This window comes from Rhodococcus sp. AQ5-07 (assembly GCF_009707305.1).
GTDB lineage: Bacteria > Actinomycetota > Actinomycetes > Mycobacteriales > Mycobacteriaceae > Rhodococcus_F > Rhodococcus_F erythropolis.
Window position 1 is genome coordinate 6,226,182 of sequence record NZ_CP046099.1, and the last position, 17,054, is coordinate 6,243,235.

A 17,054-nucleotide genomic window follows, 5' to 3' on the forward strand; every position below is an offset into this window, starting at 1 on the left:
AATGAGCAGTCCGTTCGAGGTCATCGAGGTGGGTGGCATTCCGTTTGCCGCGACCAATCTCGAGGGAGCTACCGATTGGGTAGTCAACGACAGGCGAGAGGGAGCGGGAACCGGAGTCTCCGTGAGGTTGTCGAATTCCTACTGCGTGTCGGCGGCGCACAGCGATCGCGACTACTCCGCGGTTTTGAAGGGTCCCGGTGTGAACTTCGCAGACGGAACCCCGGTCAGCTGGGTGATGCGCCTGATCGGGGGCACCGCTTCCGATCACGTCGGTGTTCGACCAGTCCGGGGTCCGTCGTTCTTCGAGGCCACCCTGGACAAGGGGCGCCGCTACGGCCTTCGTCACCACTTTGTCGGCACGACAGAAGAGACGTTGAGTCTCTTGACGGATCGAGTCGAGGAGTTATACCCGGGCATCGAGGTGGCTGGCACTTATGCCCCGCCGTTTGCTGCGTTCAGCAAGGAGTTCGTCGATGACATCATCACGAAGGTCGGTCCGTCGGCCCCGGACATCGTGTGGGTCGGCTTGGGAGCTCCGAAGCAGGATTTTGTCACGAAGGCGATAGCGGATCGAACCGACTACGTGGCCGTCGGTGTCGGCGCGGCTTTCGACTTTTTGGCCGGAACTGTCTCGGAGGCACCATCTTTCGTCCAGAACTCGGGTTTCGAGTGGCTGTATCGACTTGCATCGGAACCCAAACGTCTGTGGCGGCGCTACCTGTTCGGTAACTCGACATTCGTTCGGTTGGCATCGCGCGACATTCGAAAGTTCCTAGGCCGTTCGGGGGGACGCACATGAGCGAGATCAAGACTGCCGGGCGATTCGGAGGAATACGGACCACAACCGTGGTTTCGCAACTATCAGGCGGGCTGTCCCGCAACGGAAGGAACGCAGGATGAAACGCGCACTGATTACCGGAATCACGGGACAGGACGGCTCTTACCTCGCCGAGTTGCTGCTCTCCAAAGGCTACGAGGTTCACGGACTGATCCGTCGATCGTCGACGTTCAATACTTCGAGGATCAACCACATCTATGTGGACCCCCACCATGCGGATGCACGGCTTTTCCTTCACTACGGTGACCTCAGTGACGGAGCGCGCCTGGTGACGCTGCTCGCGCAGATCAAACCGGACGAGGTCTACAACCTCGCTGCGCAGTCTCACGTCAGAGTCAGCTTCGACGAACCCGAACACACGGGGAACACGACAGGTGTCGGGTCGATCCGACTACTGGAAGCGGTTCGGATGGCCGGACTCGACTGCCGGTTCTACCAGGCGTCGAGCTCTGAGATGTTCGGTGCGACACCGCCTCCGCAAGACGAGCAGACTCCCTTCTATCCACGATCGCCGTACGGTGCGGCGAAGGTGTACTCGTACTGGATCACCAAGAACTACCGTGAGGCGTACGGAATCTTCGCGGTGAACGGAATTCTGTTCAATCACGAGTCCCCCAGGCGCGGTGAGACGTTCGTGACGCGCAAGATCACGCGGGCGGTCGCACGTATCAAGGCCGGGATCGAGGATCATCTGTACATGGGTAATCTCGATGCGATACGCGATTGGGGGTACGCGCCGGAGTATGTCGAGGGAATGTGGCGCATGCTGCAGGTCGACGAGCCTGAGGATTTTGTGCTGGCCACCGGTGGCAACTACTCGGTGCGCGACTTCCTCACAGTCGCTTTCGAACACGCAGGTCTGAACTGGGAGAACCACGTTCGATTCGACGAACGGTATCTTCGGCCGACCGAGGTGGACGCACTGATCGGTGATCCGAGCCATGCCGAGCGCAAACTCGGTTGGAAGGCCGGCGTGCACACACCCGAATTGGCCCGGATCATGGTCGAGGCAGACATCGAAGCGCTCGAACATGAAGGGCGCCCGTGGATCGACACTCCGGCACTTCCCGACTGGTTGGCGACGCGATGAGTGATTCATTCGCAGCGCGGCCACTCGATCGAGGCGCACCGTTCTACGTGGCTGGACACCGAGGTCTGGTCGGCTCTTCGGTGTGGCGAAAACTGGAATCTGCCGGCTTCTCCCGGTTGCTCGGACAGACCTCCGCCGAACTCGATCTGCGTGACCGGGAAGCTGTTTTCGATTTTTTCGCCCGCGAAAAGCCGACCAACGTGATCCTTGCAGCAGCAAAAGTTGGTGGGATTGCGGCGAACAGCACGTTCCTCGTCGACTTCCTGTCGGAGAATCTCCGTATCCAGGTGAACGTGCTCGACGCTGCCCTTGCGCACGGCGTCGAGCGTCTCCTGTTCCTCGGATCATCGTGCATCTACCCGAAATTGGCGCCGCAGCCGATCAAGGAGGAATACCTGCTCACCGGGCATCTCGAGCCGACCAACGACGCCTATGCAATAGCAAAGATTGCGGGAATACTCCATGTTCAAGCTGCCAGGCGGCAGCATGGTCGATCGTGGATCTCGGCGATGCCCACCAACCTGTACGGCCCGGGAGACAATTTCTCGCCGCGTGGATCGCATGTACTTCCCGCCCTCGTTCGGCGTTACGACGAGGCGCAGTCATCCGCAGTGCCGTTGGTTGTCAACTGGGGGAGTGGCAATCCTCGACGTGAATTTCTGCATGTCGACGATCTGGCGTCGGCGTGTCTGCATCTGCTCGACAACTACGACGGTGCATCGCACGTCAACGTGGGAACCGGCGAGGACCACACAATTCGTGAGATCGCTTCGATGGTCGCCGACGAGGTCGGATACACCGGCGAGACGCGGTGGGACACCTCGAAGCCTGACGGAACAATGCAGAAACTTCTGGACGTGAGCATGATTCGTGAACTCGGATGGCAGCCGACAATCGGATTGCGCGAGGGAATCGCGTCGACGGTCTCGTGGTACCGAGACAACATCGGTGCCGTGCGCACCTGAATTACCCATCCCATCAACACTTCACACACTGTCGAGAAAGCAGATCGAGCAACATGAGCACTCGCATAGCAGTTTTCGGCACGGGATACCTGGGCGCGACACACGCGGCGTGTATGGCCGAACTCGGTCACGAGGTCCTCGGAGTGGATGTCGACGCGGCCAAGCTGGAGAAACTGGCAGCAGGGGAAGTTCCTTTCTACGAGCCAGGTTTGGGCGAGGTCCTACGACGAAACATCGATCGAGGAAGGCTGAAGTTCACGTCGTCTTACGAGGAAGCCGCTGAATTTGCGGACGTGTTCTTCCTCGGGGTCGGTACGCCGCAGAAGAAGGGTGAGTTCGCCGCTGACATGGTCTACGTGGATGCCGTGATCGAAACTCTGGCACCGCTGCTCACCAAACCCGCGGTCATCTTCGGGAAGTCCACGGTGCCGGTGGGAACCGCGGAACGGCTCGGTATGCGCGCGCGGGAACTGGCACCGGTTGGTGACGGCGTCGAAGTCGCATGGAATCCCGAGTTTCTGCGCGAGGGGTTTGCCGTCCAGGACACATTGCATCCAGATCGTCTGGTGCTCGGGGTCGACCGCGGTCGACACGGTCGCGCGGAATCCGCTGCGCGCGAGGTTTATGCAGACCTCCTCGATGAGGGAATTCCCTTTCTCGTCACGGACCTCGCTACGGCCGAGTTGGTCAAAGCGTCAGCGAATGCATTCCTGGCCACGAAAATCTCGTTCATCAACGCCATTTCCGAAGTGTGCGAGGCTGCTGGCGCCGACGTCACAGTGCTCGCCGACGCGATCGGGTACGACGTTCGGATCGGACGTCGATTCCTCAACGCGGGAATTGGTTTCGGCGGCGGTTGCCTACCCAAGGACATCCGTGCCTTCATGGCTCGCGCCGGTGAACTCGGTGCCGACCAAGCACTGACGTTCCTACGCGAAGTCGACAACATCAACATGCGCAGACGGACACGCATGGTCGAACTGGCGCGGGAGGCATGCGGATCGCTTCTCGGTGCGAGAGTCGCAGTTCTGGGTGCCGCGTTCAAACCGGACTCGGACGACGTTCGTGATTCGCCGGCGCTCAACGTCGCGGGTCAGATTCAGCTTCAAGGCGCAGCAGTGAACGTGTACGACCCGAAGGCCATGGACAATTCGCGTGCGCTGTTCCCGACGTTGACCTATTCGGCAAATGCGTTGGAGGCGTGCGAAGGCGCCGATGTCGTCCTGGTGTTGACCGAGTGGCCCGAATTTTTGAAGTTGCAGCCGTCCGATCTCGATGCAGTCGTTCGCAAGAAGGTGATCGTCGACGGGCGCAATTGCCTTTCCCCCGACGAGTGGCGAGGCGCAGGTTGGAACTACCGCGGACTGGGACGCCCGTGAGCACAGGACGTTTCGTCCGTCGCAGCTGATCGATATCGAAATTGAGAAAGCCCGGTTCGCCCTCGCGGTCTGACCGGCAAAGACCGCTCAGACCCGCAGTGGACATGCGTGAGCCGAAGGAGACATCAAGATGGAAATTGTCGACTACCTGAAGATATTGCAAGCCAGATGGCGAATAGTCGCTGCTGTAACCGTGCTCGGAATCCTGGGAGCCCTTTGCGCTTCTCTTCTTTCGACGCCCGTTTACCAGGCCTCGACGAGGCTGTTCGTTTCGACGTCGGCGGGTACCTCGGTCAACGAGGCACTGCAGGGCAGTCAACTTTCACAGCAGCGAGTTCTGTCCTATACAAAACTCCTGACCGGCCGGACACTTGCGCAGCGGACGATCGACGAACTGGGACCGAGGGTGGTCGGCGGGATGTCGGCTGAAGAGTTGGCCTCCAAGGTCACTGCGACGTCGGCGCCCGACACTGTGTTGATCGACCTCGGAGTCAAGGATCCTTCACCGGAGCTCGCGCGAGAGATCGCAAATACTCTGTCGTCCGAATTCGTCGCACTGGCAAAGGAACTGGAGACACCCGAGAACGGCGGAACGCCGCCTGCACGTGTGGTCGTCGAGCAACAGGCCCAAGAGCCGTCTGTTCCCGTTTCGCCCAAGACTTCGCGCAATCTCGCTCTCGGAGCAGTGGCGGGACTGGTGTCGGGAATCGCGCTTGCGTTGATTCGCGATCGACTCGACAACACGGTGAAGGATCGTCGAACGGTGGAAGAGATTGCGGGTGCGGCGATGGTGGGCACGATCCCGTTCGACAAAGTCGTCGAAGTCAACCATGCGATCACTTTCAGTGACGGAAATTCCGTGAGTGCCGAAGCCTTCCGTGAATTGCGCACCAACCTTCAGTTCCTCGAGGTGGATCATCCACCGCGTGTCATTGTCGTCACGAGTTCGCTTCCCTCCGAGGGTAAGACGACGACCGCCGTGAACATCGCTCTTGTCTTGGCGGAGGCCGGTAAGTCAGTGTGCCTGATGGAAGGCGACCTCCGGAAGCCGCGAGTGTCGAAGTATCTGGGGTTGATCGGAAGCGTCGGCGTCAGTTCGGTGCTCTCCGGTCAAGCGACGCTGGACGATGTGCTTCAGCCGACCGAATTCGACGGGCTGACAGTGCTCGCCTCCGGACCGATCCCGCCGAACCCGAGCGAACTACTCGGCACGGACACGGCCAAACATGTTCTCGATGAACTGCGGGCGCGATACGACTACGTCATCATCGACGCCTCGCCGTTGCTACCCGTCACGGATGCCGCGGTCCTGGCCGCGATGTCGGACGGTGCCCTGGTGATCGCCCGACACGGCTCCACGAAGCGCGATCAACTGGCGCGCGCGGTCGGAAACCTACAGAGTGTGGGTGCACACGTCCTGGGCACTGTCATCACGATGACGCCGTCTCGCGGACGCAATGCGTACGAGTACAGCTACTACTACGAGTCGGACAAGTCGCTACCGCAGTTGACCGCGGTGCCCGCGCTCAGCGCTCACCGAAGCGAAGTCGGCTGAGCAGCGGGCCGAGGAGATCGGCGATCTCAAGTCCGATCTCGTGAAACACGTTCTCTTCCTTACCCATCGGATCCATGACGTCCTCGGGTTCGGCGGCACGAAATCGGGGTCTGGCGGCGGCGAGGTCCTCGACAGTTCGTGCATCTGCGAGCGAGCCCAACCGTGCGGCTTCTCGAAGTGTGAACGTGCGCTTGAGCCGCGCCGGAGCCATCGCCAGGACTTTGTCTCGCTGACTTTCGGTCATCGTGAGAATGAGGTCGGCGTCCGAGGCCAGCGCTGTTGTCATGCGTCGGGCTTGAAACTCCGTGGGGTCGCCGCCGAGCCCCGCGAGAACCCTCGCAGCAGTCGGCTCGATCGGGTGTCCGACCATCGCCCGGGTTCCGGCACTCGACGCGGTGAATCCGGAAACTCCGGCTTCGGCGGCATAAGCACGTGCAAGGCGTTCGCCAGTGGGTGATCGGCAGATGTTTCCCGTACAAACGAAGAGAACGTGCATGGCAGAAGCATAGGTTGCACGCGCGACGCACTCGTCGTACGCCCGATGTTGGTTTCGCGCCCACCTGGCGTACGCGTTTCGGAAAGTTCGGACGCATACCAACTACACATGAAGATGACCGTGTTCGGAACGGGATACCTGGGGGCGACCCACGCAGTGTGTATGGCCGAACTTGGTCACGACGTGCTGGGAGTCGACATCGACCAGTCCAAGGTCGACAAGTTGTCTCGTGGGGAGGTCCCGTTCTTCGAGCCGGGTCTGACCGACATGCTCGAGAAGAATCTGGCGTCGGGTCGGCTGCAGTTCACGACTTCCTACGCCGATGCCGCGGATTTTGCCGACATCCATTTTGTCGGTGTGGGGACGCCCCAGAAGAAGGGGGAGTACGCCGCAGATCTCAGTCATGTTCATTCGGTGATCGACATGTTGGCGCCGTTGTTGCGAAAGCCTTCGCTGATAGTCGGGAAGTCGACGGTGCCGGTAGGCACGGCAGCGGCGCTCGGCGAGCGACTCCGAGCGAATTCGCCGGCGGGTGGCTCGGTAGAGGTGGCCTGGAATCCGGAGTTCCTGCGTGAAGGACACGCGATCGCGGATACCTTGAGCCCTGACCGGTTGGTTCTGGGGATCGATCGTGACCGGCCGGGAAACGCCGAAGGCGTTCTTCGCGAGGTGTATGCCGAGATACTGGGCGCGGGGGTGCCGTTCCTCGTGACCGATCTGGCGACGTCCGAGTTGGTCAAGGGATCTGCGAACGCGTTTCTCGCGACCAAGGTGTCCTTCATCAATGCGATTGCGGAGGTGTGCGAGGCGACCGGCGCCGACGTCACGATGTTGGCCGACGCTCTCGGGTACGACGCTCGGATCGGTAGACGGTTCCTCAATGCGGGCTTGGGGTTCGGCGGTGGTTGCCTGCCGAAGGACATTCGGGCGTTCATGGCACGCGCCGGGGAATTGGGTGTCGACCAGGCTCTGTACTTCCTCCGCGAGGTAGACAGCATCAACATGCGACGACGCACAAAAGCTGTGGAACTGGTGACGGCAGCCTGCGATGGCAGTTTGCTGGGAGCTAACGTCTCGGTTCTGGGGGCCGCGTTCAAGCCCGAATCCGACGATGTGCGCGATTCGCCTGCGCTCAACGTTGCCGGAATGATGCAGTTGCACGGGGCAGCGGTCACCGTTTTCGATCCGAAGGCCATGGACAATTCTCGCCGACTGTTTCCCACCCTTCACTATGCAACCTCCACGTCAGAAGCTTGCAGAAATGCTGATGTGGTCTTGATCGCCACGGAATGGGACGAGTTCGCCTCACTCGTGCCCGGCGATTTGGAACCACTCGTTCGGCGGCGGGTGATCGTTGACGCCAGAAATTGCCTCGATCCGGACCTGTGGCGCGGCGCCGGTTGGAACTACCGCGGATTGGGGCGGTAGGTCGACCGTCCAGGTTGCGAAAAAATAGCTGCGAGAAGGCCTTAGGTGAGATGCGCGAACCTCGCAGACCATGCCCAGTGGGTAGACTTCCGGCCGGGGAATGACGGGGTCTGCTGACGGAACCCGTCGCCGGTCGACGAAGGTGGATCATGAACTTGGTTTTGGGTGTGACGGTGGGAGCCAGCGCTGTGCGTTTGGCGCGCCCGGGGACGCCCGACCACAGTGGTCCGGTGTTCCGATCCAGAGCGGTCGATCGCGGTCGTGAGATTCCGGAGGAAGTCGCAGCGGAGGCAACCGGCGTGGCCTTGACCGAGAATGCCGATCTCGGCAGCAATACGGTCGTCGCCTACCGGGATCAAGCGCAGGCCGGAGCACTCCAAACAGCGTTCGAACAGAAAGGCATCGACAACTTCGAGCTGGTTCCCGAAGTAGTCGCGACGCTTCGAATGCTCGAGGAGTCCGGTGCGCTGACCGACCAGAGCACACTCGTCGTCGTCGACATCGGTAGTTCTGGATCGACGATCAGCATTGTGGACAGGCAGATGCGGTCTACCGTCGTCACCGCCCGGTCGACGCGGGTCAGCGGAGATCACTTCGACGAGCTCGTCTACTCGGATCAGACCGTGCGTCGCCGTATAGCTACGCCGGCCGACCCGGGTGGCGATGCCGAACTGCAGGCGCGATGCCGACTCGCGAAGGAACAGCTGTCCTCACGAAGTGCGGTGTGCCTGCCCGGGCCCGGCGGGCTTCTCCTGCTGTCGCGGGAAGTTTTCGATTCGTTGGTCGTCACGTCGGTGGAGGCCTTCGCACGCGAGATACGAGAGGTCATCGCAACGTCCGGCCGTAACCCCGACGCGATTCTCCTGATCGGTGGCGGTGCACGCATTCCGATCGTGCGGGCGACCCTCGCCGCTTGGCTGGAGTGCCCCCTCATCGCGCCCGAGCAGCCGGAACTCGTGACTGCGCAAGGCGCTGCGCTGATCGCGGAGTCGTCGATGACGCCATCGGCGCGCGCGGTATCTGCCCCGGTTCAGGTTCCGGCTGTAGCGCCGATCTTTGCGCCGTATCCGATCCACACCCCGGCGGAGGTACCCGTTCCGGTTCAGGCGTTCAGCCACGGAGGGGTGGCAACGCTCGCGGAATCGGAGCGGCCGAATGCCTTGTCCGAAGCCGCTTCCGGCACGAAGTCCGTTCCGCAGGAACAGGTGCCGAGCCCTTACGCGGCGGAACTGCCTCAGCCGCGACCGAACCGACACGAGCAACGATTCGATCCGGCCGCAGATCTCGCGGTCGCCGACAGTGACCAGGCCACGGACGGATTCGGCACAGAACATGACGCCGACACCGAGGCTGTGATGGTTGACGCCCAGGCGTACTCGGCGATGTACGAAGGCGAGGCACCCGGGGCAGGAACCGCACACCCGTCCTGGCTCGCCGGGACACAACCCGTCGAATCGACATCCAAAGAGCCGAGAAACCCGCTACGGTTCGCGGGCCTCGGCGCCGGTGTGATCGCGGCGATCGTGATCGTGGGGTTGGGATTGGGCTACGGAGGAAAGGTCTTCGATTCCGAGGATGCCGGACCTGTGGCAACCGAGGTGACTACGCCGCCGCCGACGACCACGACTACCCCGCCGCCTACGACCACAACGACCCCGCCCCCGACGACGACGGAGGAAGCCCCTCCGGTCGTCGAGGCTCCGCCAGTCGTGCAGGACACTTACGTGCCGCCCGCGCCCGCTCCCGCGCCGCCACCGCCCGCGATCTACATTCCGGGGCTTCCGCCGATTCTGTTACCGGTTCTCCCACCGATTCCCGGACTCTGAGGCTCGCTTTCAGCGTTTGGAGTGTCGGCCGCCTGACGTGGGGCCGGCCTTGACCGCACTACCGGGTGGGCGAGCCAGAATCACGGCGATAGCAGTAGTGAGCGGAACAGATAGCGCCAGAGCAATCCCGCCGACCGCGGACCGTACGATTTCGATCGCTACAGCGTCACCGACCAGGACGTCCTGAAGAGGGCGACCGCTGACGCTGAAAAGCAGAAGCAGTGGCAACGCCCCGCCGGCGTACGCGAGAACCAAGGTGTAGACCGTGCTGGCGATGTGATCGCGTCCGACCCGCATCGCCCCGCTGAACACCTTTCGGCGGGGTGCGTGCTTGTCGAGTTCGGCCAACTCGAACGCCGAAGATGCCTGGGTGATGGTGACGTCGTTGAGAACACCGAGCGATCCGATGATGAAGCCCGCCAGCAGCAGGCCCGTGATGTCGATGTGCTCGATGTATGTCTGCACATTGGTGTTCTGCTCTTCGGACAGCCCGGTGAGGTGCGTCAGTTCGATACAGAGGTAGGAGAGAACGGCAGCGAGCACCATCGCGGCAAGGGTGCCGAGCAAAGCCGAACTGGTCTTGAGTGAGACACCGTGCGCCAGATAGAGAACCGCGTACAAGATCACCGCGCCGGCGACCAGTGCGACCGGTATCGCAGGCTTACCGTCGAGCAATGCGGGCAGGAGAAACCCGACGACGACGCCGAAGGCGATCACCAGACCGACGAGTGCGCGCAGTCCGCGCCACCGCGCAACGGCGATGATGACGACGGCGAACGCGATGACGATCAGCGCCAGTTGGAGACCACGCGAATAGTCTTCGAAGGAGTACTGCGTGTTTCCGTTCGGGTCGGTCTGACGCACCAGGCGAATGTGGTCACCGACCCGTAGATCCGGTTGTCCGGCACCCGGGATGATCTCGAGGAGTGTCTTCGTTCCGGCATTCGGCCCGGACTCGATATCGACAATACTGCGCTGGCACTGATAGGCGGAGGTGGGTGGCGGTTGCGGTGCACCGACGAATACCCTTCCGGCGGAGGAACTTCCGCAGTCGCCGAGATCCTGCATCGTGACGGTGCCCGCCTCGGTCTCCACCGAACTGCCGTCGGCATTCTGAAAGGGGAGCGGGACGGGAATGGTGTTCTTGTCCGGCCACAGCGCGACAGCTGCCGCGACGACAACCATGCCGATGACGACGAGCAAGCCTATGACGACGCGTGATGCGGTGGGGCCGATCTGAATGGGGCCACCGTGGCCGTGGCCGTGACTCATCGGAAACTGAGTGTCGGACTGGGGATTTGCACCGGTGCAATGTTATCGGCTCCGAAGCGAATGGTCAGCTTCTGCGGATAGTGTCGATCGACGACAGCGTCGGCACAGGTGATTTCCGGGGAAGAGGCGAAACTGGGATTGGTCGAGCTGGGTGGCGGGGAACAGGGGGGGTTGTCCCCGCCACCAACCTGGTATCCACAGGGGGGGGAGGGATACCAGGTGCTCGCGGCACCGAAGTGCTGATAACCAATGTACCCAATTTCAATCGGGTTTGGCGCGTTGTCCAACTACCAATTTCACGACGAATCACGTACCGGTTGGACCGTTTTCGCATCAGGGCAGGTCACTAAATAGTTAAAGTGTCAATCAAACCGCCTGGTATGCGAATGTTGTGACGAAGGTCTCACAAATACCCCGCACTTTTACGTTTACGGGGTATTTGTACAACGAATTGTTTACCTGATTTTGCCCGATTCGACGGGCCGAAATCACTGCTTGTAACTGGTGAGGAAGTTGCCGAATCGCTCGATGGCCACGGCGAGATCCCGGGCCCACGGAAGGGTGACGATCCGAAGGTGATCGTGGTTCGGCCAGTTGAATCCGGTGCCTTGAACCATCAGGATCTTCTCCTGGAGAAGCAGGTCCTGAACCAACTTCTCGTCGTCGTGGATCTCGTAGACGTTCGGATCCAGACGAGGGAACGCGTAGAGCGCACCGCGGGGTTTCACACACGAAACACCCGGAATCATGTTCAATCGCTCCCACGCGACGTCGCGCTGCTCGAGCAGGCGACCGCCGGGCAGGATCAGGTCTTCGATGCTCTGGTGTCCGCCGAGGGCGACCTGAATGGCGTGCTGTCCGGGGACGTTGGGGCACAGGCGGGTCGACGCCAAGAGGTCGAGTCCCTCGAGGAAGCCGGCGGCGTGATCCTTCGGGCCCGTGATCGCCACCCAGCCGGAGCGGTAGCCGGCGACGCGGTAGGCCTTCGAGAGGCCGTTGAACGTCAGGCACAGCAGATCAGGGGCAAGCGTTGCCAGCGAGATGTGCTTTGCGTCGTCGTAGAGGATCTTGTCGTAGATCTCGTCGGCGAGCAGCAGAAGCTGATGCTTGCGTGCCAGATCGACCAACTGCTGCAGAACCTCCATGGAGTACACCGCACCCGTGGGGTTGTTCGGGTTGATGACGAGGAGAGCCTTGGTCTTGTCGGTGATCTTGGATTCGATATCGGCGATATCGGGATTCCAGTCGTTGGCCTCGTCGCAGAGATAGTGGACGGGCGTGCCTCCGGACAGGCTCGTCATCGCAGTCCACAGCGGGTAGTCCGGCGCTGGGATCAGAACCTCGTCCCCGTTGTTGAGGAGGGCCTGCATGGTCATCGTGATCAGCTCGGAAACACCGTTACCGAGGTAGATGTTGTCGACGTCGAGCTCGGGGAAGCCGGGAACCAGCTCGTAACGCGTCACGATTGCGCGCCGCGCCGACAGAATTCCCTTCGACTCCGAATAGCCCTGCGCATAGGGCAGGGCGGCGATCATGTCGCGCATGATCACATCGGGAGCATCGAATCCGAACGGTGCCGGGTTGCCGATGTTGAGCTTGAGGATCCGGTGTCCTTCCGCCTCCAACCGGGCGGCATGCGCGTGCACCGGCCCACGGATTTCGTACAGGACGTTCTGGAGCTTCGACGACTGCTCCAGCTCGCGCTGCGGCTGACGATGGCGGACGGGTTCTGGTGTGCTCACGAGTTACATGATTCCACCACTGTGCAAGTGCATTGTCGGGGACCGTGTCGCGCGACCAGTTGGCTATTGTCGAGCGATGACCCCCAGCGAGCAGATTGCAGCCCCGTACGGATCGTGGACTTCTCCGATCGGAGCAGCGGATCTGGCTGCAGGTGGCCACCCTGTCGAGGGTGGACGATACGTCGGTGACGAGATCTGGTGGGCTGAACTTCGTCCGACCGAGGGTGGTCGGACATCGATCCGTCGATCCGGTCTCGACAACCAACCCGTCGACATCCTCCCTGCGCCGTGGAACGCCCGGACCAGGGTTCACGAGTACGGCGGTGGCGCCTGGACCGTCACCGAGTCCGGAAAACTGGTCTTCAGTGAATTCTCCGATCAACGGGTGTACATCCTCGAAGGAGTCACTCCGCGGGCTCTGACGCCTGAACCCGCGTCGCCGGCCGCGTTGCGATACGCAGACCTGCAGATCGTGAACGGTGAGGTGTGGGCGGTTCGGGAAGCGCACGCGGAGGACGGGGCGATCACTCGCGATATCTGCGCGATTCCGCTCGACGGTTCCGGCAAGGTTCGCTCGATCGTCGGCGGCTCGGACTTCCTCTCGTCACCGAGGCTTTCGCCGAGTGGAACCAAAATAGCCTGGATCGCGTGGAACCATCCGCAAATGCCCTGGGACGGTACCGAACTGCGGGTAGCTCCACTCGTCGACGGCGTCGCTCAGAACTACTCCGTGCTGATCGGCGGACTTGAAGAGTCCGTCCTGCAACCGGAGTGGATCACCGACGACGAACTCTACGCAATCAGTGATCGCAGCGGCTGGTGGAACATCTATCGAGTCGGCGGCAAGATCACCCCGATCTGCCCGGTGAATGCGGATTTCGGTGGCCCACAGTGGCGCTTCGGTGCACGCTGGTTCGTCGAACTCGACAACGGGCACCTTCTCACCGCACGCACGGTGGGAACCGACACGCTGGCGGTACTCGATCCGGCGTCGGGGGAACTGCGCGACATCGCGATCCCGGGTGTCACCAGCATCGGCCTCATGCAGGTTCGCGGCGATCGGTTGCTGCTCACCTCGGGAGGCGCGAAACTGGCGGGCGCGCTACGCGAGTTCGACCTCGGTACCGGCGAACTCACCGAAATCCGTTCGTCGGTCGAAGAATTGCCCGAGTCTGCATACCTTCCGGAAGCGCGAGCTGTCGTGGCTCACGGACACGGGCGAGAAGTTCACGCCGTTGCGTATCCGCCGCGCAGTCCGCGATACAAAGGACTCGACGGCGAACTGCCGCCATACGTTGCGTTTGTTCACGGTGGGCCGACGGCGCACGTCGCCCCGGCCCTCAACCTCGTCTACGCCTTCTTCACCAGCCGCGGAATCGGCGTCGTCGATGTGAATTACGGCGGGTCGACCGGTTACGGACGTGAGTACCGCAACCGGCTGCGCGGACAGTGGGGTGTCGTCGACGTGCAGGACGTAGTCACCGCCGTCACCGGGTTGGCCGAGCAAGGGCTTGCCGATCCGGCCCGCCTTGCCATCGAAGGCGGATCTGCCGGTGGATGGACCGTTCTGGCCGCACTGACGACGTCCGACGTGTTCGCTTGTGGTGCTTCCTATTTCGGCGTGGCCGAACTGGACCTGTTCGTGCAGGAAACTCACGATTTCGAATCGCGCTATGTCGACGGTTTGATCGGCCCGCTGCCGGAATCTGCCGACCTGTACGCGGAACGTGCTCCGCTCAACAACGTCGACGGGTTGAACTGCCCGGTGTTGCTGCTCCAGGGTCTCGACGATCCGATCGTGCCACCTTCGCAGGCGGAGCGATTCCGGGATGCTCTGGTGACCAAGGGTATTCCGCATGCCTACCTGGCCTACGAGGGTGAATCTCACGGATTCCGCAAGCAGTCGACCATCATCAGCTCACGCAACGCCGAGCTGTCCTTCTACGGGCAGGTGCTCGGATTCACCCCACCCGGCATTGCGACACTCGAGCTGTGGAAGCCTGCGATCAGTAGCTGACGGCCCCGCGGCTGCGCGCAAAGGCCGCGAGGATCCGACCTGCCACCAGTGACGGGGTCGACAGGTCGGCCCACGTCCACCTCGCGACTTCCCACCCCGCGTCACGGAGTCGGTCTTCGCGGAGCTTCTCGTTCCAGAGCACGTCCTCGGCGCTGCGCCCGGCGGGCACCAGTCGGCCGTATTTGATGCGGCCGTCGAACTCTCCGATGGTGCGCTGCTCACGCCACAGGAAGTCGACGCGGCCGGCCAACCCTCGAGCGTCGTGGATTTCGACCTGGGGTTCGGGGAGTGGTAAGTGCTCCTGCAGGAACAATGCGAGGCTCCGTGATTCACCGACGCTTTCGATGCGCGAGTCCATCGCGGTGAGCGCGTGGAGCGCATGTCGATGGCGGGGATGGTTCGGGCTGAGTGCAAGCGAGGCCGCAACTGCATCTTTGGTCAACGCTGAACGGTGCAATGCTGAATTGCCCACCACGAGAGCCGGTTCGAAAGGGAGCGTCCTCGCGAGATCCGCAACAGTTCGTGCCGGAGTCGTGACGCGTAGGCCGTCGACGTGGGTGACCTCGTCGTCGGTGAACGATACCGAGTGCACGTGTCGTCGAGCGGATTTACGGCCACCGCCTCGTCGGTCCCGAGAGAGGTGCACAACTTCGAGCGGAGTGTTCCAGAGTTCGAAGCCGTGCACCACCGCTGCCGAGATGTGGCTGACCGCTGCATGTGCCGAAGCGGTACCGGCCACAGCCTCGACGCGCAATCGATGTAGCCCGTATGCGTCGAGGTGGGACAGGTGGTCGCTGGGTACCTAGGCACCGCGATGGATTCTGGACCAATTTCCACTCGCGCAGGCCTGCCGGATCTCGGAATCGGTACGACCTGTCGACAGTTGCTCTGGCCGACGGATGATGCGTATTTGTTCCCCCATACCGATCGATCTTGCTGCGCCCGGCGCTGGAAAGGAAGCCGTGAACCCGGGGCTGTGGATAGCCGTGAGTGAACACCACTTGTCCACAGTTCGAACCGGTTTCGCGTCGCTGGAGAGGGTGTTGGGTGTGGGGAAACGGTGGCAGGTTCTCGGTGTCGCACTCTAGGCAACCCTTGCGTCCGGAGCGTTTGCGTGCCAGGCTGTTGAACTATGACTACAGGAAAGGCGGACACCGCCACCGTCGCGTGAGCGCCGCACCGTTTCGCTCGTCGACGTCACGTCGAGCGACATCGACCGAGAACATCGATATCTTCGATGAAGACAATCAGGCCTTGGAAACAGTCCGCGACGTATGGCTCGAACGCGGTCTGTGTACACGTCCGGCCGATCGATCCACGGCAGAATCTGCTGTCGCGCAACTATACCGACGATCCGGGCTCCCGAAACCGGAGTTCGTCTGGGTTCAGTCGCCCTCTGCTGGATCGGATCTGATCGCCGCCGAAGGTCTGTCGAACAAGATGTCCTTCGACGGCACTGGACTCGACTGCGCTTGCGGGCACATCGCGAGCATGTTTTCGGCGTCGCGCCGACGTATGAACGCGCGTATCGAACGTCGGAGCATTGACTGGCAGATAGAACGCTGGGAGATGGAACGTCGCGCGTTCGGGGGCGTTGGTGCCAGCGTGTCCGAGGGGTCGGATCAGCGGGGGTCGACTCAGCGGGGTTCGACTCAGCGCCGCGTCAATCCAGCGCGGATCATCAGATCCGCAATCTGGGAATCGTTGCACACCACACTGTTCGACGGCGTGGCAGCTGCGATACGAACGATGTCGACCCCGGTGGCGGGTGGAGTGACCTGGTACGGGCAGCAGGACGCCCATCGAATCGCGTACTACGACACATGCCATCGATACGGTCTTGCGACCTTCCGCTCGGAAGACCGTGAACTTCTCGATGTGCAGACCGCACTGGCTGACTCGACCGGGTGGTGGTGGGCGTTCGACGACGTGTGCATCATGGCGGAACGACCCAGGGTCTTGCACTCGGAGCGGATACCGGGCAGTGCGCGGGGAGAACGCCGACTCCACCACTCTGATTCCCCGGCACTCGAATTCGCAGACGGAACAAAGGCGTTCGTTCTGCACGGAGCGATCGTTCCCGACTGGGTAGTGCTCGACCCGACCGCCGAACGCATCGCACACGAGCGCAATGTAGAGATCCGTCGATGTGCAATCGAGCGGATCGGTTGGGATTCCTACATCGAGCTGGCCGGCCTGACACTGGTCGACCAAGCCGACGATCCCGGTAATGCCGGTTGCCTGCTGCAGCTCTACGCGTCACCGGAGGGCTGGGGCCGAAGTGGACGCATTCTCCTCGCGGTCAACGGTTCTTTCGAACGCGACGGGCATCGGCGTCGATACGGCCTTCACGTACCCGGATGGTTTACCTCCGCGTTGGATGCCGCCGGTTGGACTTACGGCATCACCGGCGCCGATTACTCCCGTCTCGTTCGTCGAACCTGAA

Annotated in this window: 13 protein-coding genes; 9 read left to right on the forward strand and 4 right to left on the reverse strand. The window is 61.9% G+C overall.

Annotated features, from left to right (window positions below):
• Position 1 precedes the first annotated feature (1 nt).
• The 5 genes from GJB56_RS28910 to GJB56_RS28930 all read left to right on the forward strand — a co-directional run bounded on the left by GJB56_RS28910 (position 2) and on the right by GJB56_RS28930 (position 5,827).
• Positions 2-799 carry a WecB/TagA/CpsF family glycosyltransferase gene (locus GJB56_RS28910; RefSeq protein WP_113682282.1) on the forward strand — a complete coding sequence of 266 codons (798 nt, stop codon included), beginning with the start codon at positions 2-4 and terminating at the stop codon, positions 797-799.
• Between the two features lie 97 nt (positions 800-896).
• Positions 897-1,928, forward strand: a complete 1,032-nt coding sequence (gene gmd / locus GJB56_RS28915; protein ID WP_113682283.1) for a GDP-mannose 4,6-dehydratase — start codon at positions 897-899, stop codon at positions 1,926-1,928.
• Positions 1,925-2,893 carry a GDP-L-fucose synthase family protein gene (locus GJB56_RS28920; RefSeq protein WP_195849571.1) on the forward strand — a complete coding sequence of 323 codons (969 nt, stop codon included), beginning with the start codon at positions 1,925-1,927 and terminating at the stop codon, positions 2,891-2,893. The genes gmd and GJB56_RS28920 overlap by 4 nt, the downstream gene beginning before the upstream one ends.
• A 53-nt stretch (positions 2,894-2,946) precedes the next feature.
• Positions 2,947-4,272: a UDP-glucose dehydrogenase family protein gene (locus GJB56_RS28925; RefSeq protein ID WP_084325744.1), complete on the forward strand. Its 1,326-nt coding sequence runs from the start codon at positions 2,947-2,949 to the stop codon at positions 4,270-4,272.
• 130 nt (positions 4,273-4,402) lie between these two features.
• Entirely contained in the window at positions 4,403-5,827 is a 1,425-nt protein-coding gene (locus tag GJB56_RS28930) for a polysaccharide biosynthesis tyrosine autokinase (RefSeq protein ID WP_021333832.1), read from the forward strand.
• Here GJB56_RS28930 and GJB56_RS28935 read toward each other — a convergent pair.
• Entirely contained in the window at positions 5,799-6,323 is a 525-nt protein-coding gene (locus GJB56_RS28935) for an arsenate reductase/protein-tyrosine-phosphatase family protein (RefSeq protein WP_069146129.1), read from the reverse strand. The genes GJB56_RS28930 and GJB56_RS28935 overlap by 29 nt on opposite strands.
• Before the next feature lie 108 nt (positions 6,324-6,431).
• Between GJB56_RS28935 and GJB56_RS28940 the strand changes: the two genes are divergently transcribed.
• Positions 6,432-7,751 carry a UDP-glucose dehydrogenase family protein gene (locus GJB56_RS28940; RefSeq protein WP_080910172.1) on the forward strand — a complete coding sequence of 440 codons (1,320 nt, stop codon included), beginning with the start codon at positions 6,432-6,434 and terminating at the stop codon, positions 7,749-7,751.
• 149 nt (positions 7,752-7,900) lie between these two features.
• A complete protein-coding gene (locus GJB56_RS28945; RefSeq protein WP_230091103.1) occupies positions 7,901-9,577 on the forward strand; it encodes an Hsp70 family protein in 1,677 nt (558 codons plus the stop codon).
• 9 nt (positions 9,578-9,586) lie between these two features.
• On the opposite strand, the gene GJB56_RS28950 is transcribed toward GJB56_RS28945, so the two are convergent.
• Positions 9,587-10,849 (reverse strand): YibE/F family protein, encoded by a 1,263-nt coding sequence (locus tag GJB56_RS28950; protein WP_113682285.1) that lies wholly within the window; start codon positions 10,847-10,849, stop codon positions 9,587-9,589.
• A gap of 488 nt (positions 10,850-11,337) precedes the next feature.
• Positions 11,338-12,591, reverse strand: a complete 1,254-nt coding sequence (locus GJB56_RS28955) for a pyridoxal phosphate-dependent aminotransferase (protein ID WP_019747413.1) — start codon at positions 12,589-12,591, stop codon at positions 11,338-11,340.
• 76 nt (positions 12,592-12,667) lie between these two features.
• Here GJB56_RS28955 and GJB56_RS28960 point away from each other — a divergent pair, with 76 nt between their 5' ends.
• A complete protein-coding gene (locus GJB56_RS28960) occupies positions 12,668-14,608 on the forward strand; it encodes a S9 family peptidase (protein WP_113682286.1) in 1,941 nt (646 codons plus the stop codon).
• Here GJB56_RS28960 and GJB56_RS28965 read toward each other — a convergent pair.
• Positions 14,598-15,347, reverse strand: coding sequence for a hypothetical protein (locus GJB56_RS28965; protein ID WP_230091104.1), 750 nt, complete (start codon positions 15,345-15,347; stop codon positions 14,598-14,600). The genes GJB56_RS28960 and GJB56_RS28965 overlap by 11 nt on opposite strands.
• 428 nt (positions 15,348-15,775) lie before the next feature.
• On the opposite strand from GJB56_RS28965, the gene GJB56_RS28970 reads away from it, so the two are divergent.
• The gene (locus tag GJB56_RS28970) at positions 15,776-17,053 is read left to right on the forward strand and encodes a DUF6745 domain-containing protein (protein WP_113682287.1); all 1,278 of its coding nucleotides are present in this window, start codon (positions 15,776-15,778) and stop codon (positions 17,051-17,053) included.
• The last annotated feature ends 1 nt before the right edge of the window (position 17,054 follow it).